The organism is Oceanisphaera sp. IT1-181, from assembly GCF_033807535.1.
Lineage (GTDB): Bacteria > Pseudomonadota > Gammaproteobacteria > Enterobacterales > Aeromonadaceae > Oceanimonas.
The window spans coordinates 2542653-2569642 of record NZ_CP136856.1; the positions used below are offsets into that span (position 1 = coordinate 2542653).

Sequence of the window (26990 nt, forward strand, 5' to 3'; positions counted from 1 at the left end):
TATTGTTTAACCTGAGCTATGCGCCGGGCGCTCGGCGCTATTATTTACTCTTCACCCTTTACCGGCTCTTCAAGCGCTGCATCCAATAGCCGTTGCTGATGCTCGGGAGATTGGGTGCCGCGCGCCAGTAGGCGATACATGGCGGGTACGATAAACAGCGTAAGTAAGGTGGCCAGCGATACGCCGGTAAACACCACTATACCGACGTTTTGGCGACTTTCGGCGCCAGCGCCACTGGCTAAAATTAGCGGAATAGCGCCAATAATAGTGGTGAAAGCTGTCATTAAAATCGGCCTTAACCGTCTTACCGCAGCCTCGGTAACCGCTTCATCGAAGGGGATGCCGCGATCCCTTAGCTGGTTGGCAAACTCCACAATCAAGATGCCGTTTTTAGTGACTAAGCCAATCAGCATCACCATGGCAATCTGGCTATAGGCGTTTAAGCTCATGCCGGCAAAATACAGCCCCAATAAACCGCCCACTAGCCCGAGAGGGACGGTAAGCAACACAATAAAGGGATGGATAAAACTTTCAAATTGCGCCGCTAAGATTAAGAACACCACCACTAACGCCAAGCCAAACACGAAGGCCACATCACTTTGGTTATTCTTATATTCCAGCGACTCCCCTTTATAGTCGGCAATGGCGTTATCGGGCAGGTGCTCACGCACCAAGTCATCTAAATAATCCAGCGCTTCGCCCAAGCTGTAACTGCCGACCAAGTTGGCACTTAAGGTAATGGCTTTTTTGCGGTTGTAATGATTAAGAGAGGCGGACGTGCCCTGCTCATTTAAGCTCACCAGATTATCAAGCGAGACCAGTTCGCCGTGGCCGCTGCGCAAATAAATGCCGCCAATATCGCTGAGTTGGCGAAGCACCTCTTGCTGGCCTTTTAAATACACGTCGTATTCTTCGCCTTGGCGCTCATAGGTGGTAATGGCTTGCCCGCCCAGCATCACATTGAGGCTGTCGGCAACATCTGTCACCGAAATGCCCAGCTTGGCTGCGCGCTGCTGATCCACCTCTACCAACAATTCTGGCTTGGTTTGTGCGTAATCTAGGTCGATATCGCTTAAGCCCGGGTTATCTTGCGCCAAGCCGCGTAACTGCTCGGCCCACTGGTAGAGCTCGTCATAATCACTGCCGGTGATCACAAACTCCACCGGTGAGCTAGAGCCGCCGCGGATCGAAGACGGTAAAATCGGGATCACCAACACATCGGCCACGTCTCGCGTTAAGCCACGAATACGATTAACCACTTGCTCGGCGGGCACATCACGCTTATCCCAGTTTTCTAAACTGATGATCACCATGCCGCTGTTAACGCCGCCACCAAAACCGGGGGTGCGCACCGTTAAGTTAGTGGCGATGCCCTCGTCGAGCAGGGGGTTCAGTCGTTGTTCAATTTCGCCCATGGCCAAGCTCATGCGATCAAAGCTGGCCCCTTCCGCACCGCGCACCATCACAAATACCGAGCCGCGGTCTTCTTTGGGCGTCAAGCTTTGCGGCACTTGGCTAAGCAGCCAAACGGTTAGCCCCAAGGCCATGACCATAACCACCGGTGCCCACCAGAGGCGATGCTTGCCTTTATTCAGCCCCATATTGAGTAAGCGCTTATAGCCGCGTTCCAGTTTGGCAAAGCCCGCATTAAAGCGCAGCGCCAGCTTGGTCGGTGCCTGATGAGCTTTTAGTATCTTAACGCTCATCACCGGACTAAGCGTTAATGCCACTATGGATGAAAAGATCACGGCGGCGGACAGCAAGACCGCAAACTCAGTAAAGATACGGCCAATAATACCACCCATAAAGATGATGGGCACAAACACGGCCACTAAGGTGAGCGTGGTGGCAATCACCGCAAAGCCCACTTCTCGAGTGCCATAATAAGCGGCGGCTAAGGGTGAGCGCCCGCGCTCGAGGTGATGGTAAATATTTTCCAGCACCACAATCGCATCATCCACCACTAGGCCTATGGCCATAATCAGCGCCATTAAGGTAATAAGGTTGACCGAGTAGCCCAACGCATAGGCGGCAATAAAGGCACTGATTAATGAGACGGGCACCGTGATGGCGGGGATCAGGGTGGCGCGCACCTGACCTAAGAAGATATAAATGACCAACACCACTAAGCCGACGGTGATCATCAAGGTTTGATACACCTCATCGATGGCGCTGTCGATAAATACCGAGCTGTCGAAGGTCCACGTAAGCTCAGTACCATCTGGCAAAAACTGTTGCTGCGCGCCAATGGCCTTTTTCACTTCATTAACCACATCCAGCGTATTAGCTTGGCTTTGTTTAACGATACCTAAGCCCACTACGTTCTGGCCGTTGGAGCGAAACAGGGTGTTTTCTGGCTTTTCACCCTCCCACACCTCGGCCACATCTGAGAGATAAACGCGACTGTCGGCATCGATACGTCTAATGCTTAAGCGTTGAAAATTAACGGCCTCTTCAAAGCTGCGTTGAATACGAGTGGCATAGTTTTGCTGGTTATTTTCCAGCACGCCCGCGGGCAGCTCCACGTTTTGCGAGCGCAAGGCGGCGCGAATATCCGCCACCGTAATGCCCCGTGCCGCCATGGCGACCGGATCTAGGCGCACATTCATTACCCGCTCTTTACGCCCACCTACGACTACTGAGCTCACGCCATCGAGCAGGCTAAAGCGATCCGCCAACACGTTTTCTGCATAATCACCCATGGTTAACGGCGACATGCCAGTGGAGCGTAAGGTGATCCACAAAATCACATCGTTTCGCCCCGTGTCTTTGGTGACGATGGGCGCATCTGCGTCATCGGGCAATTTGCGCGAGGCGCGCGCCACGGCTTCACGCACATCACTGGCAGCGCTGTCTAAGTCGCGGGAGGGATCAAATTCAATGGTAATGCTAGAACTGCCATCGCTGGTACTGGAGCTGATGTATTTCACATCACTGATGCCTGACAGCTCATCTTCTAGACGCTTGGTGACTTGCACTTCTAACACGGCAGCGCTCGCCCCGGTATAAGTAGTGCGCACCGTGACCACGGGAGAGGTGGTGTCCGGCATTTCCCGCAGCGGTAGCTCCAAAAAGGAAATCAAACCAAACACGCACAGCATCAAACTTAATACCGTGGCCAGCACCGGCCGCGCAATCGAGAGATCAGAGATCTTCATCTAATACCTCAACCACACTGCCTTCTCGAACCTTAACGGTACCGGCGCTGATCACTCGCTCACCGGCTTTAAGGCCGTCGACGACCGTGACTTGCTCGCCCATATTACGGCCAATGATCACATCGCGGCGGCTCACTTTGTTTTCTTCATCCACCACATACACATAACGCTGTTGGCCCGCATACAACAGACTTTGCACCGGAATTGCCAGCTGCACACTGTTATCGACAGTTAGTGCTACGCGCATCAACATACCGGGTACCAGTGTGTTGTGCGTCTTACCTGGCTTAGCGTTATCAAGTTGAGAGTTCTCTGGCATCGAGTTATCAAACACTAAACGCACGGTGGCATTTAAACTGTCGCTGTTCACACTTGGCGCCATTACCGCCAGTTTGCCGCTAAAGGCTTGCTCACCATAGGCATCGCTATAGGCGGTGAGTGTTTCACCCACTTTTACCTTATTAAAATATTTTTCCGGCAAGGCCACATCCAGCTTTAACTGGCTAATGTCCAATAAGTCGGCCACGGGCTCATTGGCCGCCAACAAGGCGCCCGGTGCCACATCCGTTAAGCCCATCACACCACTAAAGGGCGCGTGTAAGGTTAAATAAGAAGCCTGTACCTGTGCCGCTGCTAGTTTAGCCTCTGCCATGGCAACGGCAGCTTGTTGTCCATCGACCTCGGTTTGGGTAACGGCTTTGCGTTGAAACAAGGTGTTGTAGTTTTTGAAAATGCGCTGCGCATCCATGAGTGAAGCTTGCGCTTCTCGCACCTGAGCTTTTGCCGCTCTGTTATCTAGGCTCAATAACACTTGGCCTTTTTTAACTAATTGGCCTGATTCAAAATGCACCTGCGTGACCCTTGCACTCACTTGCGGTGCTATCGCCACCTGTTGATTGGCTTTTAAGGTGCCCATGAGTTCGATACTGGCCATCACCGGCAGCTCAGTCACTTCGGCCGTGGTCACCACGGCTTTATATTGGGCCTGTGTCACCGAAGAAAAGCACACCAATGCCAGCCATAAATAAGGTCGCCATCCAGAGTTATTATTCTTATATTTCATGTTGTTATTATTCCTTATACAAAGCTCGCCCTAGTGTACCTTGTTCGTGCACCCAAACTATGTCTGGCAGACGGCAAAATGTGACAATATGTGGCTAAAAAATAGCGCCGAGCGCCCAGCACCAAGTCGTCAGCTAAAAGAAAACACCAAAACCTGCAAAACACCCCGCTCTTATGCCGTCATACCGGACCTGATCCGGTATCTTGTTTGGACTTTTGAAGACACCAAGAGCGAGATCCTGACGTCCGTCAGGAAGACGGCCAAACCACAAAACACCCCGCTCTTATGCCGTCATACCGGACCTGATCCGGTATCTTGTTTGGGCTTTTAAAGACACCAAGAGCGAGATCCTGACGTCAGTCAGGAAGACGGCCAAACCACAAAACACCTCGTTCTTATGCCGTCATACTGGACCTGATCCGGTATCTTGTTTGGGCTTTTGAAGACACCAAGAGCGAGATCCTGACGTTCATCAGGAAGGCGGCCAAACCTGCAAAACACCTCGTTCTTATGCCGTCATACATCGGACCTGATCCGGTATCTTGCTTTGGCTCTTTGTTTAGCTGGACACTGGGCGCTATGTTTCGCTGGAAGGGCTACTTTCTGCTAGCATAGCGGCATCTTTTTTGTATCAGGCTTTTATATTTATGAAAGTTATCTCCTTTAATATCAATGGACTTAGGGCGCGTTTGCATCAATTGCAGGCCATTATCGATAAGCATCAACCGGACGTGATTGGCCTGCAAGAAATCAAGGTGCACGACGAAATGTTCCCGGTAGAAGCGGTAGAGGCCATGGGCTATCAGGTGTACTTTCACGGTCAAAAAGCCCATTACGGCGTGGCCATGCTGTGCAAGCAAACACCGTTGGAAATCCGCAAGGGCTTTCCCGGTGATGAAGAAGATGCCCAGCGACGCATGATCATGGGCCGCTTTGCCCGCCCCGATGGCAGTGAAGTCACCATCTTAAATGGCTATTTTCCGCAAGGTGAAAACCGCAAGCACGAGACTAAGTTTCCGGCCAAGGCGCGTTTTTATGAAGACTTGCAAGCCTACCTCACCGAGTATCACACCCCAGATCAAGCGGTGATCGTGATGGGTGATGTGAATATCTCGCATACGGATTTAGATATCGGCATTGGTGAGCCCAACCGTAAACGCTGGTTGCGTGATGGTAAGTGCTCATTTTTACCGGAAGAGCGGGAATGGATGGAGAGCCTGCTGAGCTGGGGCTTAACCGATACGTGGCGCTTGCAAAACCCTGAGCAGACCGAGCAATATTCGTGGTTTGATTATCGCAGTCGCGGCTTTGATGATAACCGCGGCCTGCGTATCGACTTAGTATTGGCCACCCAGCCATTAATCGAGCAATTGCTGGAAACCGGCATCGACTACGAATTACGCGGCATCGAAAAGCCTTCCGATCATGCACCGATCTGGGCGACGTTTAAGTAACTTATTCTGATGCGTAAAGGGTGAATGGTGAATGTGGATTGCCGCGTCGTTGCACTCCTCGCAATGACCAAGGTTAGGATTTGGCTCTGGCCTTTCTTATTCCGTCTTTGCGAGCGTAGCGCGGCAATCTATACCACAACGGCGCGGTACATAACTATGGATTGCCGCGTCGTTGCACTCCTCGCAATGACCAAGGTTAGGATTTGGCTCTGGCCTTTCTTATTCCGTCTTTGCGAGCGTAGCGCGGCAATCCATGCTACAACGGCGCGGTACATAACCATGGATTGCCGCGTCGTTGCACTCCTCGCAAGGACCAAGGTTAGGGCTTACCTTCCGGCTTTACTTCCCACTCTATACGCCAGCCTGCTTGATCGGGCTTGGGAACATAGGCTTGGCTGACGAATAAGCCTGGAATAGCCACTAGGTTTTCTCTTTGGAGCAAAAGCGGCATTTGGCTGCGCTGCCAAGGCGGCACTGCGTATTCTTGCCACAGCTTCTTTAACGGTCGCGAGCCAGCACGCCCTTGGGGCTGAGCTCTTAGGCCACTGATATTAAAGCTCAGCTGCAACTGGCTGATATCAAGCTCAGCGATTAAATCTGCCTCTTGCTCTACCCAGCTCAGGCGTAACCGCCCCACTCCAGCATCTTGCCAAAGTTCTGCTTTTAACTGTAATAACGCAATGGGCTGGCCCGCTTTTTGGGGCACATAAAGCACACCTTGATAACGGCATATTCGAGAAGCGTCTAACCGTACTTCTGGGCTCGCATCTGGCCGCGCCAAGGCCACTTCTTGCCAGATAGCGTGTAATTGCGCGCGACTGGGGTGCACATTATGTTGCTGCAACCAATGTCGCAGCACATTATGGCGCCGCGCTACGCTTAGCGCTGTTAAGCCGGCTATGTTCAAGCCACCCGCCTCGTTCAACAACGCAGGTAAATCACACTCGGCCCACTCTTGTGCCAATTGCAGTTGCTCGGCACACAACTCGGCACTGCGCGACAAGGTCTCATTAAAAGACGGCCACTGCGCTAATAGCGTTGGCAAGATGCGATTACGTAAGAAGTTACGGTCGAAGTTATTATCGCTATTACTGGGGTCTTCTATCCAGCTTAAGCCCTGTTCTGTGGCGTAAGCTTCTAAAGATTGGCGCGAACATGACAATAGCGGCCGCCACTGTTGATTCTGCTTTCGCTCACAGCCAAAGGGCTTGCGCTCTGGCATGGCCGCCAGACCTTTAATGCCAGCGCCACGCTTAAGCGCCAGCAACAAGGTTTCCGCTTGATCGTCCAGATGGTGGCCGGTGAGTAAAATATCATTAGGCTGCATGGCATCACCCAAGGCTTGATAACGCGCCTCGCGTGCCGCCGCTTCTAGGCTCACTCTGGGCCCGAGCACCACTTGTACCGCTTCGGTCACACAAGCCACGCCTAACGCTGCAGCAACCTCAGCACAATGTGCTGGCCAATCTTTGGCGGCGTCTTGCAAGCCATGAGCAATGTGTACGGCGCGAATATTAATGCCGCGCTCTTTAGCAAACTGAGCCGCCAGTGCTAATAAGACCGTCGAGTCTAGCCCACCACTAAAGGCCACCACCAATGAATGGACAGGCGTTAAGCCACGCATCTGGCGGCAAAAAACAGGATAGAGATCCATAATAAACCTTTAAAAGAGCGGTTAGCCAACATAATAGTGGGACACGGTTCTCTATTCGCAGCCCATATATTGCACCCATGTAGTCGCGTGCTTTAGCCGCGAAAACCTGCGCAGCAGGTTCTGATGCACAAAGCTTACAAGATACATCACCGCCTGTCGGCCTAATACAAAAACACCGGATCTAGGATCCGGTGTTTATCTTACCACTTCAAGCATAAGGCTGGCTGTTAGGTCTTATCTCATACCCTTCTCGCCTCGCTCTTCAATTGCTTGTTAGCGACAGCTAGCATTAGCAGCGGCGTCGCGTACTAAATCAATGCGCTTATTGGTCGCGGGGTGGCTAGAAAAAAGCCCGCCACCGTTACCAGAGTTCTGCATCAGAATTTGTTGCGCGCGCATGGCTGCATAAGGATCCATGCGCTGCTGGCATAATACTTCTACCCCATACACATCTGCTTGCAGCTCGTCCTTTTGTGAGAACTGCGCGCCTAAAAATTGGCTACCCAGCTCCGCATAGTCAGAGCTCGCCAAGGCACCAATGGTGCCACCAGCGGCAGACGCCGCCTGACGGGCGGCCGCGGTGAGATACGCGGTCTTAAACTGGCCTAGAGTATGCTCATATTTGATGTGTGCCACTTCATGGCCGATCACCGCCATCAGCTCGTCGTCTTTCATCACATCCATCAAGCCAGAGTAAACGCGCACCGTGCCATCAGGCATAGCAAAGGCGTTAATTTCTTTGTCTAAATAGACTTTAAAATTCAGCGGCGTACCGTCAATTTGTGTCAGGCCTTGGGTCACCTTGGCTAAACGTTGGCTGTAAGCATTGTTAGCGGGCGCGACTTTATTATCGGCATCCATTTTTTGGGCTGCTAGGCTAGCCTGAGCTTGGAGCTCCGTTTTGCTAATGGTCATGCCTTGAAACGCGGTTAAGCCGGCACCCAACAACTGGCCGCCATCGTCGGCAACGCAACCACTTAAACTTAAAGTGAGAATACTGGCAGCTATCAGTGTTTTTTTCATGTCTCTTAAACCTCTTGCGTATCACGGAAGCTGTATAACAGAGCAAAATATCGGGCGAGTCAATCAATCATTGTCTAAGGGCACCTTGGCTTTGATGGCTAATCTGCATCAGGCGGCGCGGATGAACAGCCTAATGATACAAATCATTGCACTACATCAGCAATGGTAACGAAGGAAGTAGACCTAGCGGCAGCAACACGAAAGGCAGCTTAGTTAGCACTTAGGGTAATAATCCGATATTGCAGTGACCCATTAAAGCAAGCGCAGCACTACATCTGCCCCCCGTGTTACGGGTACTGCTTACCTAATGGGCAGGCAACCCCCAACTTTGCCACGACATAAGATGTCATAAGTAATGCTGCGGAACTAACGTGAATTTTGCGCAGCTTGCTCTCCTTAAAAATTCAAGACTCCTTCGCCACTGTCTTAGCGCTTGGTTTTGACCTTGTAGGTGCAAATTTATTCAGCACGGTTTGGAATTTTGCTTTAGGTTTGGCTCTAAAACTAACCAGCTACGCTGGCCCGGCGAATAAATTGCCGGCTACGGGGTATGGTATCTTTCGTAGGTGGACGTCTCTTTGGCGAAGAGAGCTTCGCCGCAGTTTGGAGCTTGGCTATCCACAGCAGTTATGGCGGACTGCTTAAGTAATGCTGCGTAACTTATGTGGAAGTATCCAACCATATGGCTTAGTAGTGTTGGCTCCGGAGCGTTATATATCCACACCTGTTATGCCGGATTACTTAAGTAATCACGCATAACTTATGTGGTTGTATGCTACTGCCCAACTTGGCAAAGAAAAAACGTAACACTTAAACCTATTTTTGCCATGTCTTAGCGCTTGGTTTTGACCTTGTAGATACTCTGCTGGACGTCAAGATTTTATATCCAGCTACGCTGGTCCGGCAAATAAATTTCCGACTACTAAGTGCCTATCTATTGTAGGGTGGCCGTCTCTTCAGCGAAGAGGACTTCGCCACAGTTTTCTATGCCCTTAAAACATCCTGCTTCGCAGGACCGGCGAATAAATTACCGGCTACGAAGTGCCTATCTTTTGTAGGTGCCCTTGTTTTCGGTAAAGAGTATTCAGCACGGTTTGGAATTTGGCTTTAGGTTTGGCTCTAAAACTAACCAGCTACGCTGGCTGCTGAAAAACCATCTCGAAAGGTCAACAGATCCTAGAAACCCACACCCGATCCTGACTTACGTCAGGATGACGGCAGGCATTTTCTCCTGCGACGAAATGCGAGAATAAATGTTCGCCTACAAAGCCCGAATACAAAAAAGGCGTAAAAAAAAGCACCGAGCTTGTGGGCTCGGTGCATCTCTTTAGCTCGGTGCTTAGCGCTGGGCGCTCGGCGCTATATTAGCAATAACCGAAGCCCATCAGGCGCTGGTAGCGTTGCTCTAACAGCGTGCTTTGGTCCAGCTTATCCAAGTCAGCCAAATCGCTCAGCAAACGCGCTTTTAATGATTTAGCAGCTAATAACGGATTGCCGTGGGCGCCACCAATGGGCTCGTCCACTATGCTATCGATTAATTTCAGCTCATGAATACGCTTAGCGGTAATGCCCATGGCTTCGGCGGCGAGTGAGGCTTTATCGGCGCTCTTCCACAAGATAGATGCACAACCTTCAGGAGAGATAACTGAGTAGGTCGAATATTGCATCATGTTCACACGGTCACCCACACCAATGGCCAAAGCACCACCTGAGCCACCTTCACCAATCACGGTGCAGATAATCGGCACTTTTAAGCCCGACATCACTTTTAGGTTACGCGCAATCGCTTCGCTCTGACCGCGCTCTTCGGCGCCCACACCTGGGTATGCACCTGGGGTGTCGATAAAGGTCAAAATTGGCATGTTAAAGCGCTCGGCCATTTCCATCAGGCGCAAAGCTTTACGATAACCTTCTGGGCGTGGCATACCAAAGTTACGACGGATCTTTTCTTTGGTTTCACGGCCTTTTTGCTGACCAATCACCATCACCGGACGACCATCGATGCGCGCAATGCCGCCCACCATGGCTTTATCGTCGGCGTAAGCGCGGTCGCCGGCCAGTTCGTCAAACTCATCAAAAATGTGTTCGATGTAATCCAGCGTATGAGGACGAGCAGGATGACGCGCTAATTGCGAGATCTGCCATGAGCCTAAGTTACTGAACACTTTTTTGGTCAGTTCTTCACGCTTAACTTCTAAACGGCTGACTTCTTCGTCGAGATCCACCGCATCGCCTTCGTTTACGTGACGCAGCTCTTCGATCTGAGCTTGCAGCTCAGCAATCGGTTGTTCAAAATCCAGAAAATGCTGGTTCATAGGACCCCTCTATTCAAAAAGTAGTTCGACTTTATCCGGACCCAGCAGTTGTTTTAATGATGCTAACATCTCGTCGGTGGGCGTAACCCGCCACTCGGTGCCAAGCATTAACTGCGCCCGCGCTCCTGGTCGATAATAAGTAACTCGCACCGGACACACGCCCGCCCGTACGGGGCTGAGTATGTCCAACAATTGGCTAAAAAAGTGTTGATCTATTTGGCTGTGATTAATATTTAACGCAAGCCCGCGAGCAAATCGCTCTCGCGCATCGCTCATCTCTAGCACTTCTCGTGCCGACATCTTAAGGCCGCCATTAAAGTCATCAAAGCTGACTTGGCCGCTGATAACGAGGATTTTATCCTTTTCTAGCAAAGACTCATAGCGTTCAAGCGCATCGGAGAACAGCGTCACGTCTAATCGACCTGATTTATCGTCGATAGTTAAGATGCCCATGCGGTTGCCACGCTTGGTGGTCATCACCCGCGCGGCAATCACCAAGCCCGCAGCAGTCGTGGTTTTATCGCGGCTGGTGGCTTGTAAATCACACAGACGCCCACTGGTATATTGGCGTAATTCTTTGGCGTACTGATTAATCGGGTGGCCGGTTAAATATAAGCCCAGCGTATCGCGCTCGCCATCGAGCCACACATTATCAGGCCAGTGCGGCACGTCCACAAAGGCATGCTCAGTGTGCTCTTCTTCTATGAGTACGCCAAACATATCGCTTTGGCCGAGCGCTTCCGCCCGCGCATGTTGCTCGGCGGCCTTCATGGCTTCGGGAAGTGTGGCCATCAGTGAGGCACGATGCGGCCCTAAGCGATCCATGGCGCCAGCTAACACCAGCTTTTCCATCACCCGCTTATTTAATTTTTTTAAGTCGACGCGATTACAGAAGTCGAATAAATCTCGAAACGGACCGTCAACGCGGGCCGCTAAAATCGACTCTATCGGCCCCTCGCCCACGCCCTTGATGGCACCTATGCCATAGACGATGGCGCCTTGTTCGTTCACCGTAAAGCGATACAGGCCGGAGTTTACATCCGGTGGCAGCAAGGTTAAGCCCATGCGCTGACATTCGTCGACTTGGGTCACGACTTTGTCGGTGTTATCCATGTCGGCGGTCATCACCGCCGCCATAAACTCCGCCGGATAATGCGTTTTCAGCCACAGGGTTTGATAAGAAACTAACGCATAAGCCGCAGAGTGCGATTTATTAAAGCCATAGCCGGCAAACTTTTCCACCAAGTCGAAGATTTTCATCGCCAACTCGCCGTCTATGCCATTCGCCACAGCACCGGCTTCAAACCCTTCACGCTGCTTGGCCATTTCTTCAGGTTTTTTCTTACCCATGGCGCGACGTAATAAGTCAGCGCCACCCAACGAATAACCCGCCAGCACCTGGGCGATTTGCATCACCTGCTCTTGATAGAGAATGATGCCATAGGTGGGTTCGAGCGTGGTTTTCAGGGACTCGTGCTGCCAGGTTTCATCCGGATAAGACACCGCCTCACGGCCATGCTTACGGTCGATAAAGTTATCCACCATGCCAGACTGCAGCGGCCCCGGCCGAAACAGCGCCACTAAGGCTATCATGTCTTCGAAACAGTCAGGCTGTAGGCGCTTAACCAAGTCTTTCATGCCGCGAGATTCGAGCTGGAATACCGCCGTGGTCTCGTAGCGTTTTAAAAGTTTAAAGCACGCCGGGTCATCCATGGGGATGGCGGCAATATCGATAATGGGCAAACCCTGCGCTTCGAGCTTGGGGTTAATCATTGCCAGTGCCCAGTCGATAATAGTGAGCGTGCGCAGGCCCAAGAAGTCGAACTTCACTAAGCCCGCTTCTTCCACATCATCTTTATCAAACTGGGTAACCGGGTTTTGGCCGTGCTCATCGCAGTACAAGGGCGCAAAGTCGGTGATGCGCGTTGGTGCAATTACCACACCGCCGGCGTGCTTACCGGCGTTACGTATGGTGCCCTCAAGCTGGCGCGCCATATCGATCAAGGCTTTGACTTCTTCGTCTTGATCGTAAATTTCCGGTAATTTAGGTTCCATCTCGAAGGCCTTGGCCAGCGTCATACCCGGATCCATGGGGATCAGCTTAGAGATGCGCTCCACAAAACCATAAGGATGACCCAGCACTCGGCCTACGTCGCGGATCACCGCTTTGGCGGCCATGGTGCCGAAGGTGATGATCTGACTCACCGCATCACGACCATAAAGCTCGGCCACGTGATCGATTACTTCATCGCGGCGGTCCATGCAAAAGTCGATATCGAAGTCGGGCATGGATACCCGCTCAGGATTCAAGAAGCGCTCAAACAGCAAGTCGAATTCCAGCGGATCCAAGTCCGTGATATTTAATGCATAGGCCACCAAAGAGCCGGCGCCCGAACCTCGCCCAGGGCCTACGGGAATACCGTTATCTTTTGACCATTGGATAAACTCCATCACGATCAAGAAATAACCGGGAAAGCCCATTTGGTTGATCACGTCGAGCTCAATTTTTAAGCGCTCGTCGTATTCAGGGCGCTTTTCGTCGCGCACTTTTTCATCGGGAAATAAGAAATTGAGTCGGTCTTCTAAGCCTTCTGCGGAGCATTTAACCAAGAAGTCTTCGATGCTCATATCGCCGGTGGGAAAGTCCGGCAAGAAATATTCGCCCAAGCGTACGGTGACGTTACAGCGCTTGGCAATCTCAACGCTGTTTTCCAGCGCCTCAGGAATATCCGAAAATAACTCCGCCATTTCGGCAGCACTTTTTAGATACTGCTCTGGGCTGTAACGCCGTGGGCGTCGCTTATCATCCAACGTAAAGCCGTCGTGAATGGCCACCCGAATTTCATGGGCGTCAAAATCGCTTTTATCAAGAAATACCACTTCATTAGTGGCCACCACTGGGATCTGTTCCCGCTCGGCCAAGGCCACCGCCATATGCAGGTAGGTTTCTTCGTCGATGCGCTCGGTGCGCTGTAATTCCAGATAAAAACGATCGGCAAAATGGGTTTGATAGAACCCTAAACATTCGTTGACCAGCTCCTCATTACCCTTCAATAAGCTGGTGCCCACGTCTCCTTCGCGCCCGCCGGAGAGCACAATCACACCTTCGTTAAACTCCGCCAACCAGGCTTTATCCACTAAAGGTCTGTGCTGCACGTGGCCGCGCTCAAAGGCGGCAGAAATAATGCGGGTTATATTTTGGTAACCGGCGTTGTTCATGGCCAGCAAGGTGAGGCGAAACAATTGCTCGCCCAGCTCATCACTTTGCACCCAAATATCGGTGCCGATAATGGGCTTTAAGCCTTTGCGATGGCTGTCGCCGTAAAAGCGCACTAAGCCACACATGTTCATTTGGTCAGTGAGCGCGAGTGCGGGATAGCCCAACTCTTTGGCACGCTGGTTAATGGGCGCAATTTTGGCTACACCATCCACCATGGAAAAGTCAGAATGTACGCGCAGGTGTATAAAGGGCGTATTCATGAGCGCAACACTCCGCCGTTTAGGGCTAACTGAGTCGCCACCGGCTTAAAGCTGCGGCGATATTCAGGTAACACGCCATGGGCGGCCAGTGCAGCAAAATGCGCCTTGGTCGGGTAGCCCTTATGCTGAGCAAAACCGTATTCAGGATAGCGAGCATCGAGCTCTATCATCTCTTGGTCGCGGGCCACTTTGGCTAAAATGGAGGCGGCACTGATCTCTGCTACGCGGCTGTCGCCCTTCACTACCGCTTCGCTCGGCATAGGCAATACGGGGCAGCGATTACCGTCGATAAATACAAACCCCGGCTGTACGCTAAGGGCGGCGACCGCTCGGCTCATGGCCAACATGGTGGCTTGTAAGATATTGAGCTCGTCAATCTCACTCGGCGAACAACGGCCAATGGCCCAAGCGAGCGCATGCTCACGGATCAAAGTGCTGAGCAATTGGCGCTTCTTATCACTGAGCACTTTGGAGTCATTAAGACCGGGGATAGGACGCGCAGGGTCGAGAATAACGGCGGCGGTGACCACGTCACCCACCAGTGGGCCGCGGCCCACTTCATCGACGCCGGCCACCAGTACACCTTGGGGATAGACTATCTCTAACATTATTTTCCAGCCGAGGCTTTATTGGCCAACTCTTCATGAGAATCAGACAGATTTGCTAACTTTTTGTTTGCGAGATTTTTATTTGCAAGTTCTAGCACCGCCAGTGCGGCTTGCTCATCGGCATTACAGCGGATCAGCTGATGCAGCTCACTAAATTTCGCCACTAACGCCTGATTATCTTGATCCAGCAACTGACTCACTTCGCGCACTATGTTGTCGACAGTACAATCCGCTTGAATCAGCTCGGGCACCAGCATGCTGCCCGCTAATAAATTGGGCAAAGACGCATAGGCGGTATGCACAAACTTATTGGCCAGCCAATAGCTAAACGGCTTAAATTTATAGCCCACCACCATGGGCTTTTTCGCCAACATGGCTTCCAGCGTGGCCGTGCCAGAGGCCAGCAAGATAATGTCTGCCGCAGTCATCACATCGCGGCCTTGGCCTTCGATTAAAATGATATCCAGCTCAGGTGCTATCTGCTCTTTAATGGCCAGGAACTCAGCTCGACGTTTGGCACTGACCAGCGGTACCACAAATTCCAGATCGGGATAGCGGATTTTGAGTAGCTTACAGGCGCTCAAATAGACGGGGCTCAGTAAATTCACTTCCGCAAAGCGGCTGCCTGGCAGCAAGGCCAGATAATGGCCGTCGGCTTTAAGCCCCAAGCGTGCCCGCGCGCCTTGAGTGTCCGGCAGCAAGGGCATTTGATCCGCTAAGGTATGGCCGATAAAGCGACAAGGCGCATCAAAGCGGTCGTAGAAGGCTTTTTCAAAGGGCAAAAAGGCCAGCACCATGTCGGTGGCGCGCTTAATTTTATGAATGCGGTTTTGCCGCCATGCCCACACGGACGGGCTTACATAGTGCAAGGTAGCAATGCCATTCGCGCGCAGTTTAAGCTCCACACCGATATTAAAATCTGGCGCATCTATACCGACAAACACATCCGGTGGATTTGCCAAAAAATGGCTCAAGATCTGTTTGCGGATAGTTAAAATACGCGGTAAACGGCCCAGTACTTCCACCAAACCCATCACCGCCAGCTCTTCCATCTCAAACAGCGCGCTGCAGCCCTCAGCCACCATTTGTGGGCCAGCAATGCCCTCAAAAATGGCATCCGGATGGCGTGCGCGCAGCTCTCGAATAAGCCCGGCACCCAAGGTATCGCCAGAGACCTCACCGGCCACTATGCCAATGCGTAGCGGTCTATGATTAAGGGCTAAGTGGCCGCTGTGCTGCAAGCTGCTGTCTTGATTAAGCGCATTAGGCACGAATAATACCGCGCTCATTTTGCTGTAAAAACTCAATCATGGGGCCCACTTCAGGCTGCAGGGCATTCAACGCTTCCAGCTCTGGGATCACTTCAGCTACGGTTTTACCGCTACGGAAAATAATCTTATAGGCTTTTTTGATGGCTGAAATCGCCTCAGGCGAAAAGCCCCGACGGCGCAAGCCTTCGGAGTTCACACCAAACGGCTTGGCATAAAGACCCGCTGCCATCACATAAGGCGGCACGTCTTTATTCAGCGCGGCACAGCCGGCGATAAAGGCATGGCTGCCCACCCGGCCAAACTGATGAATGGCGGCGTGGCCGCCAAAGATCACGTAGGATCCTATGTGCACATGGCCGGCCAGCGTGGCGTTATTAGCGAAGATGCATTCGTCACCAATGCGACAGTCGTGGGCCACGTGTACGTTAACCATAAACAGGTTACGGCTGCCCACGCGCGTTAAGCTTTCATCTTGGCTGGTGCCACGGTGAAAAGTGCAGGACTCACGAATCACGTTATCGTCGCCAATTTCCAGCCGCGTCAGCTCACCGACGTATTTTTTGTCTTGGCAGTCTTCGCCTATCGAGCAAAACTGAAAAATACGATTCCGCTGGCCGATACTGGTAGGCCCTTTAATAACGACATGGGGACCAATCCAACAATCGTCGCCAATTTCTACATCGGCGCCAATCAAGGTCCAAGGGCCAATTTCCACGCCTTTGCCAATTTTGGCGCTGGGGTGAACAATAGCCGTAGGATGAATAACCGCCGTATCATGAATTACTGCACTTTCTTTAGTCACACTTAACCCCCGCGTTTGGCACACATTAATTCTGCCGTACAGACTATTTCGCCGTCTACGGTGGCAACGCCGGTAAATTTGGCGATGCCGCGACGCTCTTTCAAAAAGACCACGTCCAATACCAATTGATCTCCTGGCACCACTGGGCGCTTAAAGCGTGCATTATCGATAGAAGCAAAATAATACAGCTCGCCAGGCTTTGGCTTACCGACCATTTTAAAGGCCAAGATACCGGTGGCTTGGGCCATGGCTTCTAGGATTAATACGCCAGGAAACACCGGTTTTCCCGGAAAGTGTCCAGTAAACATAGGCTCGTTGAAAGACACATTCTTGATGCCTCTCAGGGTTTTGCGCTCAGGGCTAATTTCATAATGGTCCACTTTATCGACCATCAAAAACGGGTAGCGATGTGGCAACAGTTCCAGAATTTCCTGGATATCCAACTGATTTTTTTCTGTGTTCAGTTCGTTAGTCAAAATGTAACCCTACCAATTTATGCTTAATTTTTATTGTTCGATTATTTTTCAAGCTGCTTGACGCGCTTGTGCAAATCGTCGATGCGCATCACCCGAGCCGCAGTTTTACGCCACTCTTTGTTAGGTTGCAACGGAATGCCGGAGGAATAAATGCCGGGTTCGGTAATGGATCGCATCACCATGCCCATGCCGGTGACAGTCACGCCATCACACAGTTCGATATGACCATTGATGACGGTGCCGCCGCCAATAATACAGTATTTACCGACCGTGAGACTACCGGCCATTATGGTACCACCCGCCACCGCACATCCGTACCCTATCTTGACGTTGTGCGCTATCTGGCATTGGTTATCAATAATGACATTATCGGCAATCGTAGTATCGCCCAGCGCACCGCGGTCTATGGTAGTACAGGCGCCAATCTCAACGCGGTTACCAATGATAACGGTACCCAGCTGAGGGATTTTAATCCACTCGCCCTTTTCGTTGGCATAACCAAAGCCGTCGGCGCCAATCACAGTGTTGGCTTGTACTAAGCAATCTTCACCCAACACCACTCTGTGATACAGGGTGACGTTGGCCCACAGCCGCGTGCGAGCGCCAAGCTTGGCGCCTTTACCGATGAAGCAGCCAGCACCGACCACCACGCCATCGCCCAGCACCACGCCAGACTCAATCACCGCATTGGCCCCTATGGCCACGCCCGCGCCTAAGATAACGTCGTCGGCCACCACGGCTTTAGCATGAATATCTAGGGCAGGTTGCGGCGTGGTATCCAGTTGTTGTGCCGCCAGCGCAAAACCTAAATAAGGATTGCTCATCACCAAAGTAGGCACAGAGCACAAGTCTTGGTCGGCGGCCTGCACGATCACAGCCCCCGCCTTGGTGGTGGCCAATAGATGGCGATAGTGCTTATCGGATAAAAACGCCACTTCATCGGGGCCGGCTTTATCTAGGGTATTCACCCGAGCAATGACCACCTTAGGGTCGCCCTTAAGTTCAGCACCGAGGTGTTGAGCCAATTCTTGTAGTGTGATAGTCATAACTCTACTCTTACTTGCTTACTCGGCTGATTACTTGGTCGGTAATATCTAAGCTAGGTGCCACATGAATAACGGCGCCACGCTCAATCACTAAATCGATACCTTGGGCTCGAGTGATCTCCTCGATGGCACCTTGAATACGCTTGAGCATGGCTTGACGCTCTTCGTGCTCACGGCGCGCTTGGTCTTCTTCTAACTTGCTACGCTTTTGTACATAGGCGCCTTGCATGTCATTGAGTTTTTTCTGCGCATCCGCTTTTTGCTGATCGTTCATAAAAGCCATGTCTTTCTGCTGCTTTTCAATAAAGCTGCGACCATCGGCCTCCATTTTTTGTACTTCTTTAATACGACTGCCAAACTCGCTCTTCAGCTTGTTGGCCACCGCATCACGCTGCGGCATCTTTTGAAAGACTTTCGCTGTATCTACCACCGCCAGCTTAGTGGCTTGCGCTTGAGCCGCACCCGCAGTGAACAAGAGTGCCACCACTCCCAATACTTTCATCATCTGTTTCAAAGCAATCTCCTTTAAGTAAATGTGAAGGGTAAAGGGTTAAGCGTGAATAGTTACCCATAACACCGCCCTTGCCCGTCTTACCAGTACTGAATCTTCGTCCTAAAACCTAAACCAGATCCTGACGTTCGTCAGGATGACGGCATACATACAGAACAAACCGCTCTTTGCCGTCTTACCGGTACCGGGTCGAGCCCGGCATGACGGCCCCGGTATCTCGCTCTTCGTCCTAAAACCTAAACCAGATCCTGACGTTCGTCAGGATGACTGCATACATACAAAACAAACCGCACGTTGCCGTCTTACCGGGCTCGCCCCGGTATCTCGCTCTTCGTCCTAAAACCTAAACCAGATCCTGACGTCCGTCAGGATGACGGCATACATGCAGAACAAACCGCTCTTTGCCGTCTTACCGGTACCGGGTCGAGCCCGGCATGACAGCCCCGGTATCTCGCTCTTCGCCCTCAAACCAAAACCGAGATCCTGATGTTCATCAGGATGACGGCGAAAACCGCGTTCCTGCAAGTTCCGGGTTAGGCTTGTTCGCTTCACCCTTCACGCTTTTTTAAAACGTTCTACCGATGTTGAAGTTAAACACTTCGGTGCGGTCGCCTGCTACTTCTTTTATCGGTGTAGCCAGTGAGAACACCAGCGGGCCCAGTGGCGATAACCACTGCATGCTGACACCTGCAGAGGCGCGGAAGTTGGACGGATCACCAAAGTCATAAATTAAGTCACAGCTGTCGGAACAGCTACCTGCGTACTTACCGTCGTAGTTGGTATTCCAAACCGTGCCTACGTCCATAAATACGCTGGTACGCAAGGAGCGTTGCAAGTCTTCACCGGCAAACGGCGTGGGCACTATCATCTCTACAGACGCGGCCACCAAGGCGTTACCGCCGATAGTGCTGTCGTCACCACGGTAAGTACCATCGGCATTTTTATAAACCGCTCTTGGCCCTACCGAGTTGCTCTTAAAGCCGCGCAGGGTGTTAAAGCCACCGCCGTAGTAGTTTTCAAAGAACGGCAAGCGCTGATCACCGTTACTGGTGTCACCGTAACCATCACCGTAAGAAGCACGGAATTTACCCGCTAGCACCCAGTTGTGATTGCGATCGATAGGGAAGTAGTGCGCATCATCGAAGCTGGTCTTGTAGTACTGCAAGTCGGAACCTGGCACCGTCACTTTCAACGATAAGTTCTGGCGATTACCGGATGTGGGGAAATAGCCTTTGTTTAAGGTATTACGCGTCCAGCCGGATGTAATATCAAAGGTATCGAAGCTAATTTCGTTGCTGCCCAATACTTGATCGTTATGCAGCGCCCAAAAATCATCCAATTGGTCGTAACTATCACTCGGCTTACCCAGAGTGTTGTGCTCGTAACCGACGCTGAAGTTTAAGCTGTTATCTTCGTTAATCGGGAAACCACTTAAGGCACGCACACCGTACAAGGTGCTGTCGTAGTCTGCGAGGTTGGCATCACGCGCATCAAACTGACGATAATACACCCGCCCGCCTAAGCTAACGCCGTCCACCGTAAAGTAGGGGTCGGTAAAGTCTAATGACACGTCTTTAGAGTAGTCATTCATTTGCGAGTTAATGCCAACCCGGTTACCAGTACCAAGAAAGTTTTCTTGTTGTAAACCCGCTTGAATACTAAAGCCCGAGTCAGTACCAAAGCCGATACCAAAGTTAATGGAGCCGGCAGGTTGTTCTTTGACGCTGACGTCTAAGTCCACCAGATCGGGCTCGCCCTCTACGCGACGGGTATCCACTTCTACGTTTTCAAAATAACCTAAACGATTTAAGCGAGTGCGCGACTGTTCAATGTCTTCACTAGACAGACTCGCACCTTCCATTTGGCGCATCTCTCGGCGCAGCACTTCGTCTTTGGTAATAATGTTTCCGCTAAAGTTAATGCGGCGCACATAGACGCGGCTGCCCGGATCGACGTTTACCACTAGCTCAACTTTTTTGCTGGCTTCATCGATTTGCGGAAAAGTAGAAATTTTCGGATAAGCATAGCCAAAGCGGCCTAAAAATTTAGACAGCACTTCTTCCATGTGTGCCACGTCGGCCGCCGAATATAAGTCACCCTTTTGTAACGGGATCAGCGCTTGCAGCTCAGACTGACGGTCTACCAGATTACCGCGCAGGTTCACGCCGGACACCGTATAGCGCTCACCTTCACTGACGTTAAGCGTGATATAGACGCCTTCTTTATCCGGTGACATGGACACTTGAGTGGAGCTCACTTCAGCTTTTAAATAGCCGCGATCGCGATAATAAGAACGCAGGGTTTCAATATCACCGGCCAGCTTTTGCTTTTGATAGCGCTGGTCGCCCATAATGTTCCACCAAGGCACACTGTCGGACAGCTCAAGCTGACTTAGCAGTTGTTTCTCGCTGAAGGCTTTATTACCCACGATATTAATCTGTTTAATTTCTGCGGCCGGGCCTTCCACAAATTCAAATTTGAGGTCAACGCGATTGCGCGGTAGCGGCGTAAGCACGGCTTTTACCTTGGCCGAGTATTTACCCACACCGTAGTAAAAGTCCTCTAAGCCTTTTTCTAATGAGCTTAAGGTAGTGCGATCCAGCGGCTCACCGATGCGCACCCCTGCCCCTTCTAAGCTTTTATTCAGCTGATCTTCTTTGATTTCTTTATTGCCACTAAAAGTGATACCGGCAATGGTCGGTCGCTCGGTGACTTGCACTACCAGCGTACCGTTATCACGTAACAAGCGTACGTCTTCAAAGTTGCCAGAGGCATACAGGCTCTTAATGGCTTCAGCAGTACGGGCCGCGTCCATTTCTTCGCCCACGCGTATCGGCAAGCTCAACAGCGTGGCACCCAGCGTCACCCGCTGTAAGCCGTTTACTTGAATGTCTTGCACAACAAAAGGCGCATTGGTGCTCTGTGCTTGGGCAACGAAGCTGGCACTGAGCAAGCAAGTGGCGATCAGCGTCTGAGTCAAGGCTGGTCTCTTGTTTGTTGACCGAGAGTTCGCAGACTCATGGTTAATTGCCTGTTTTTTCACTGACATAGTCTGACTGTGTCCTTGTAAGTAATGTCGTAAACTAAATTCGGGAAAGCAGATAAAGAGTGAAGCGTAAAGAGTGAAGGGGTAAACCTAACACCTTACGTTTCACACCTCACCGCCATTCATACTTCGTCATTAACCCTAAAACCTAAAGCGTTGAACCTCTTTCTGCTCTTATCCCGTCTTTGCGAGCGTAGCGTGGCAATCCATTCTACAACCCGCATAGAACCAAAAACTTGGATTGCAGCGTCGTTTCACTCCTCGCAATGACGAGAGTAGGGTCTTTGCGAGCGTAGCGAAGCAATCCAATTTTAGTATTCAGCTTCCCTTGGCGCTGGGAGCTGGGCGCCGGGCGCTATCTGTTATTCTTTACAGCCGCGCAAAATCGTTAAACAGTGCCAGGCCCATTAACATCATCAATAAGACTGCGCCAATTTTAAAGCCGACTTCCTGCACTTTTTCAGGCACCGGTCGGCCAGTAACGGCTTCGATGATATAAAACAGTAAGTGGCCACCGTCTAATACCGGCAGTGGCATCAAGTTAATAATGCCCAGATTCACACTTACTAAGGCCATAAAGCCTAAAAAATACACCAAGCCGTAGTCGGCGGTAGCACCGGCACCTTTGGCAATCGAAATCGGGCCGCTTAGGTTATCCACCGACACCACACCGGTAACCAACTTACCAAGCATTTGAAAGGTCAGTACGCTTAAATCCCAAGTGCGGCCGATACCTTCACCGATAGCGGCCAGTGGGCCGTAGCGCAGATCAAAACGATATTCATCGGCGACAGGTAACACTGCCGGCGCCAAGCCGGCAAAGCCTATTACGCGGTCTGCGTGCTCTTGACGCGCGGGCGTTAGCTTAAGTTGCTGACTCTGACCGTTACGTTGTACCTCAAGTTCCATTTCAATCTCAGGCGAGGCCTGCACCGCCGTCACTAACTGGCGCCAATCAACTAGCTTTTCGCCATTAATGGCGATAAGGGTGTCGCCAAGCTGCACGCCGGCCGCTTCCGCTGGGCCATTTTCGACCACATTCGCCACCTCTAATGTCAGGCTAGGCCCTTCTGGCACTAAGCCCAACGCCGTAATTGGCGACTCCACTTCTGGATTAAACTGCCAGTCCGCCAATTGCAATTGCGCATCGCGCTGTTGCCCTGCAGTGTCGGTCACCGTGAAAACGGTCTTATCATCCCCCAGCCGCCCTAACAGCGCAAAGTTAACTTCTTCCCACGTGCGCACTTTTTTGCCGTCGATGGCAATAATTTCCATGCCTGAGCTTAAGCCACCTTGGGCCGCTACTGAAGAAGGCGTCACCGAGTTTAATACCGGCTTGACCGAGGGAATGCCAATTAAAAACATCAGCCAACAAGCAAAAATGGCAAACACGAAGTTCGCCATGGGCCCAGCCACCACTATGGCCATGCGCGCCCATACCGACTTGTGATTAAAGGCTTGGTCGTGCAGCTCGGCGGGCACCTCTTCAACGCGGCTATCGAGCATTTTAACGTAACCGCCGAGTGGGATTATGGCCACCACATACTCGGTGCCGTCTTTACCCATGCGTCGCCACAGGGCCTTACCAAAACCAATCGAAAAACGCTCTACTTTCACGCCATTACGTCTGGCTACCCAAAAGTGGCCAAACTCATGCACCGCCACCAACACACCTAAGGCGACAATAAAGGCACCCAAATTCCAGAAAAAGCTGCCCATTAGTGCTTCCTTATTTGTGCTGTAGCACAGAGTCGTGCCTGATTATCCAAAGCAATAATTTCATCAATAGTGCTCACTGAGCTCGCGCCCAACGTTTGCATTACCGCCTCGTTTACCTGATTGATAGCCATAAAATTCAATTCACCGGCCAAAAAGGCCGCCACTGCCACTTCGTTCGCCGCATTCAAGGCCGTGGTCGCCCCCTGGCCACTGGCGCAGGCATCAATGGCCAACTGCAAACAAGGGTAACGCGCCATATCTGGTGCCATAAAACTCAAATCACCGAGCGTACAAAAATCCAGAGGGGCCACGCCCGAAGCAATGCGCGCCGGATACGCCAAGGCATGAGCAATGGGCGTCATCATATCTGGCTGACCGAGCTGCGCCAATACAGAGCCATCAGAATATTGCACCATAGAATGCACCACCGATTGCGGATGCACCAATACCTGTAACTGCTCCGGTGCGGCATTAAATAACCAGCGCGCTTCTATATACTCCAGACCTTTGTTCATCATGGTGGCCGAGTCTACAGAAATCTTTGGCCCCATGGTCCAGTTAGGATGGGCGATGGCCTGCGCTGGCGTCACCGCACTTAGCTCATTAATGGCCGTATAACGAAACGGGCCACCGGAGCCGGTAAGTAAGATTTTACTGACTCCCGCCTCACTCAAACTGCCACGACCGGGGTTTTGTTGTAGCGAGCTCGGCAGGCATTGAAAAATGGCATTGTGCTCACTGTCGATGGGCAATAGCTCGGCACCGTAATGGTGTACCGCATCAATAAACAGCTCGCCGCTCATTACTAGTGCTTCTTTATTAGCCAGCAATACCCGCTTGCCGGCTTTAACTGCCGACAAGGTCGACAATAAACCGGCCGCGCCCACAATCGCCGCCATCACAGTCGTGACCTCGGGCTCGCAGGCCACCTCGCACAACGCCTCGCTGCCACTTAACACCTCGGTGACACTGTTTAACTGCGCCAATTCATGGCGTAACTGCTTAGCGGCCGATGCATCGACCATCACCGCATAACGCGGCGCAAACTCCAAACAGTCGGTGACCATGCGCCCCACATTGCTGTGCGCACTTAAGGCAAACAGCGAGAACCGATCAGGGTGTTGACGCACTACGGCCAAAGTACTTTGCCCAATGGAGCCAGTGGCACCCAGTATCGCCAGAGTGTCCATCAGCTACCCCCTACTAAACGCGAGATTGAGAGACGAACGGCAGAAATGAATACTCGGTTAAATGCAGTCAATTTTTTCAACATTAGCTCAACAGCCACACAACGAGCACGAACACAGGAAGCGCCGCAGTTAAGCTATCAATCCTGTCCATAATGCCGCCGTGACCGGGCAAGATATTGCCGGAGTCTTTTAAGCCAGCCTCGCGCTTAAACATGCTCTCGGTTAAATCACCCAGCACTGAGGCTAACACTGCCACTATTGAAGCAATCAGCACCACCAAGGTCTGCTGGCTCGGCAAATCGATACTAAAAGTCACAATCAGCGCCAGCACTGTGGCCGAGGCTACGCCGCCCAACATGCCTTCCACGGTTTTGCCGGGGCTAACATTAGGGCGCAGCTTGCGCTTACCAAAAGCGCGACCAACAAAGTAGGCGCCGGTATCGGCAGCCCACACTAAGCCCATTACAAACAACAATAACCAAGCGCCAAAGTGCGGATTTTCTTGATATTGAAAGCCACGCAGCGTCATCATCGCCCAGTAAAAGGGCACTAAGGTCAGAAAGGCAAACGCCGACTGCATAGCGGCATTGCCCCGCCACCAGCTAGCACTGCGCGGAAATGTCAGCACTAGCCCTAACGCTACTAACCACCAAGCACCCGCCACCATATACAAGTAGCTCAATCTTGGCTCCATACCGGCGGCTAAGGTGCCTAAACTGGTGCTCTCGGTCCACAGCCCTTCGAGGGGCAATAGTCCCATCAAGCCATAGAGCACCAAGCCCATGGCGAGCATGGTGATAAAGGCGCGGTCTTTATCAATAAAGTTGCCCCACTCAATGGACGCCAACAAATATATGGCACCGGCAAACAGCGCAAAATAGTTAAACGGCAGCAAGAACAAGGCCGCCAGCACTAAAGGCACCAAACAGAGTGCGGTAATAATTCGTAGTTTTAACAAAGCAATTCCTCTATGAATGCGGTGAAGAGTAAAGGGTAAAGCGTGAAGAGACCGGCATAACACTCCCAACACTGCCCTTCTGTCGTCATGCCGGGCTTGCCCCGGTATCTCGCTTTTTATATCTAAAACCTAACCCGAGATCCTGACCTGCGTCAGGATGACGGCGATAAGTGCGAGATCCTGACGGCATAAATCAAAAATACCAAAAAATCTATTTGCAACGAAATCCACATGAAATGGCATGTGAAGGGATAAGGGGCTAGATGATTAGTGAATAGCACTTCTAATCCCTATTCCCCGAACACTAATCACTACTTTTAGCTCATAGATTGCCGCGTCGCTGCACTCCTCGCAATGACACAGGTGATTAGGGACTAGCACTTCCGAACCCTGCTCCCAAATCACCAATCCCTGTTTTTTATCTTCACTCTTTACCCTTCACCAGCAGCGCCCTAATTTGTTCGCCGGTGCAGCCGAAGCGACGTTCGCGGCCCACAAAAGCGGCAATCGCTTCACTAAAGGCCGTGTCGTCAAAGTCTGGCCATAACACATTGGTGAAATGCAGCTCCGCATACGCCAGCTGCCACAGCAAAAAGTTGCTAATGCGCTGCTCGCCGCCGGTGCGGATCAATAAGTCCACAGGGCTTAACTCGCTCATGTTCATCAACGTATTTAATGAGTCTTCGGTAATTTCGCTGACTGCTCGCTCACCATTTAACACCTGCGCTGCCGCTAGGCGACAGGCTTGTACTATGTCCCAACGGCCACCGTAATTCGCGGCGATATTGAGTGTGAGCCCAGTATTGGTGGCGGTTAGCGCTTCCGCCTCGGCAATTTTTCGCTGTAAGTGAGGACTAAAGCCACTGCGCTCACCAATAATTTGCAAGCGAATATTATTACGATGCAGCTTCTTTACTTCAGAGCCCAGTACGGCGATAAACAGACTCATTAGCGCACTTACTTCGTCTTCGGGACGACGCCAATTTTCACTGGAAAATGCAAACAAGGTCAGCGCATCTAATTTAAGCTGATGGGCAAAGCTCACGGCTGCCCGTACCGACTTTACGCCAGCTTTGTGGCCACTCACGCGAAATTTACCGCGCTGTTCGGCCCAACGGCCATTGCCATCCATGATAATGGCCACGTGGCGTGGCAATGTCGGTGATGGTTCTAACGCTGCCATGGGTTCAGTCGTTGGCATTAAATCGCTCCTGCG

General features: G+C 51.6%; 17 protein-coding genes and 1 pseudogene. 1 reads left to right on the forward strand and 17 read right to left on the reverse strand.

Annotated features, from left to right (window positions below):
• Positions 1-44: 44 nt before the first annotated feature.
• On the reverse strand, positions 45-3158 hold the full coding sequence (locus R0134_RS11345) for an efflux RND transporter permease subunit (RefSeq protein ID WP_319782039.1): 3114 nt from the start codon (positions 3156-3158) through the stop codon (positions 45-47).
• Positions 3145-4221 (reverse strand): efflux RND transporter periplasmic adaptor subunit, encoded by a 1077-nt coding sequence (locus tag R0134_RS11350; RefSeq protein WP_319782040.1) that lies wholly within the window; start codon positions 4219-4221, stop codon positions 3145-3147. Before R0134_RS11350 ends, R0134_RS11345 begins: the two co-directional genes overlap by 14 nt.
• A 647-nt stretch (positions 4222-4868) precedes the next feature.
• Between R0134_RS11350 and xthA the strand changes: the two genes are divergently transcribed.
• Positions 4869-5675: an exodeoxyribonuclease III gene (xthA, locus tag R0134_RS11355; protein ID WP_319782041.1), complete on the forward strand. Its 807-nt coding sequence runs from the start codon at positions 4869-4871 to the stop codon at positions 5673-5675.
• 319 nt (positions 5676-5994) lie between these two features.
• Here the strand turns inward: xthA and tilS are convergent, their stop codons facing one another.
• The 15 genes and pseudogenes from tilS to uppS all read right to left on the reverse strand — a co-directional run bounded on the left by tilS (position 5995) and on the right by uppS (position 26975).
• Positions 5995-7329 carry a tRNA lysidine(34) synthetase TilS gene (tilS, locus tag R0134_RS11360; RefSeq protein WP_319782042.1) on the reverse strand — a complete coding sequence of 445 codons (1335 nt, stop codon included), beginning with the start codon at positions 7327-7329 and terminating at the stop codon, positions 5995-5997.
• Between the two features lie 273 nt (positions 7330-7602).
• Entirely contained in the window at positions 7603-8352 is a 750-nt protein-coding gene (locus R0134_RS11365; RefSeq protein ID WP_319782043.1) for a M48 family metalloprotease, read from the reverse strand.
• 1364 nt (positions 8353-9716) lie between these two features.
• Positions 9717-10667, reverse strand: a complete 951-nt coding sequence (gene accA / locus R0134_RS11370; protein WP_319782044.1) for an acetyl-CoA carboxylase carboxyl transferase subunit alpha — start codon at positions 10665-10667, stop codon at positions 9717-9719.
• A 9-nt stretch (positions 10668-10676) separates the two neighbouring features.
• Positions 10677-14147, reverse strand: coding sequence for a DNA polymerase III subunit alpha (gene dnaE / locus R0134_RS11375; RefSeq protein WP_319782045.1), 3471 nt, complete (start codon positions 14145-14147; stop codon positions 10677-10679).
• Complete coding sequence (gene rnhB, locus R0134_RS11380; RefSeq protein WP_319782046.1) at positions 14144-14755, reverse strand: ribonuclease HII; 612 nt, start codon at positions 14753-14755, stop codon at positions 14144-14146. Before rnhB ends, dnaE begins: the two co-directional genes overlap by 4 nt.
• Positions 14756-14832: 77 nt before the next feature.
• Positions 14833-16044, reverse strand: a pseudogene (lpxB, locus tag R0134_RS11385) (lipid-A-disaccharide synthase); the annotation flags it as partial.
• Positions 16019-16828 carry an acyl-ACP--UDP-N-acetylglucosamine O-acyltransferase gene (gene lpxA / locus R0134_RS11390; RefSeq protein ID WP_319782047.1) on the reverse strand — a complete coding sequence of 270 codons (810 nt, stop codon included), beginning with the start codon at positions 16826-16828 and terminating at the stop codon, positions 16019-16021. The gene lpxA and the pseudogene lpxB, both read right to left, overlap by 26 nt.
• A gap of 2 nt (positions 16829-16830) precedes the next feature.
• A complete protein-coding gene (fabZ, locus tag R0134_RS11395; RefSeq protein WP_413641462.1) occupies positions 16831-17220 on the reverse strand; it encodes a 3-hydroxyacyl-ACP dehydratase FabZ in 390 nt (129 codons plus the stop codon).
• Positions 17221-17345: 125 nt separating this feature from the next.
• A complete protein-coding gene (gene lpxD / locus R0134_RS11400; protein ID WP_319782048.1) occupies positions 17346-18350 on the reverse strand; it encodes a UDP-3-O-(3-hydroxymyristoyl)glucosamine N-acyltransferase in 1005 nt (334 codons plus the stop codon).
• 10 nt (positions 18351-18360) lie between these two features.
• Positions 18361-18855, reverse strand: coding sequence for an OmpH family outer membrane protein (locus R0134_RS11405; protein ID WP_319784360.1), 495 nt, complete (start codon positions 18853-18855; stop codon positions 18361-18363).
• A gap of 571 nt (positions 18856-19426) precedes the next feature.
• Positions 19427-21841 carry an outer membrane protein assembly factor BamA gene (bamA, locus tag R0134_RS11410; RefSeq protein ID WP_319782049.1) on the reverse strand — a complete coding sequence of 805 codons (2415 nt, stop codon included), beginning with the start codon at positions 21839-21841 and terminating at the stop codon, positions 19427-19429.
• Positions 21842-22276: 435 nt separating this feature from the next.
• On the reverse strand, positions 22277-23626 hold the full coding sequence (gene rseP / locus R0134_RS11415) for a sigma E protease regulator RseP (protein ID WP_319782050.1): 1350 nt from the start codon (positions 23624-23626) through the stop codon (positions 22277-22279).
• Positions 23626-24816, reverse strand: coding sequence for a 1-deoxy-D-xylulose-5-phosphate reductoisomerase (gene ispC / locus R0134_RS11420; RefSeq protein WP_319782051.1), 1191 nt, complete (start codon positions 24814-24816; stop codon positions 23626-23628). The genes rseP and ispC overlap by 1 nt, the downstream gene beginning before the upstream one ends.
• Before the next feature lie 82 nt (positions 24817-24898).
• Positions 24899-25774: a phosphatidate cytidylyltransferase gene (locus tag R0134_RS11425; protein WP_319782052.1), complete on the reverse strand. Its 876-nt coding sequence runs from the start codon at positions 25772-25774 to the stop codon at positions 24899-24901.
• 424 nt (positions 25775-26198) lie between these two features.
• Positions 26199-26975, reverse strand: coding sequence for a polyprenyl diphosphate synthase (uppS, locus tag R0134_RS11430; RefSeq protein WP_413641402.1), 777 nt, complete (start codon positions 26973-26975; stop codon positions 26199-26201).
• Positions 26976-26990 lie beyond the last annotated feature (15 nt).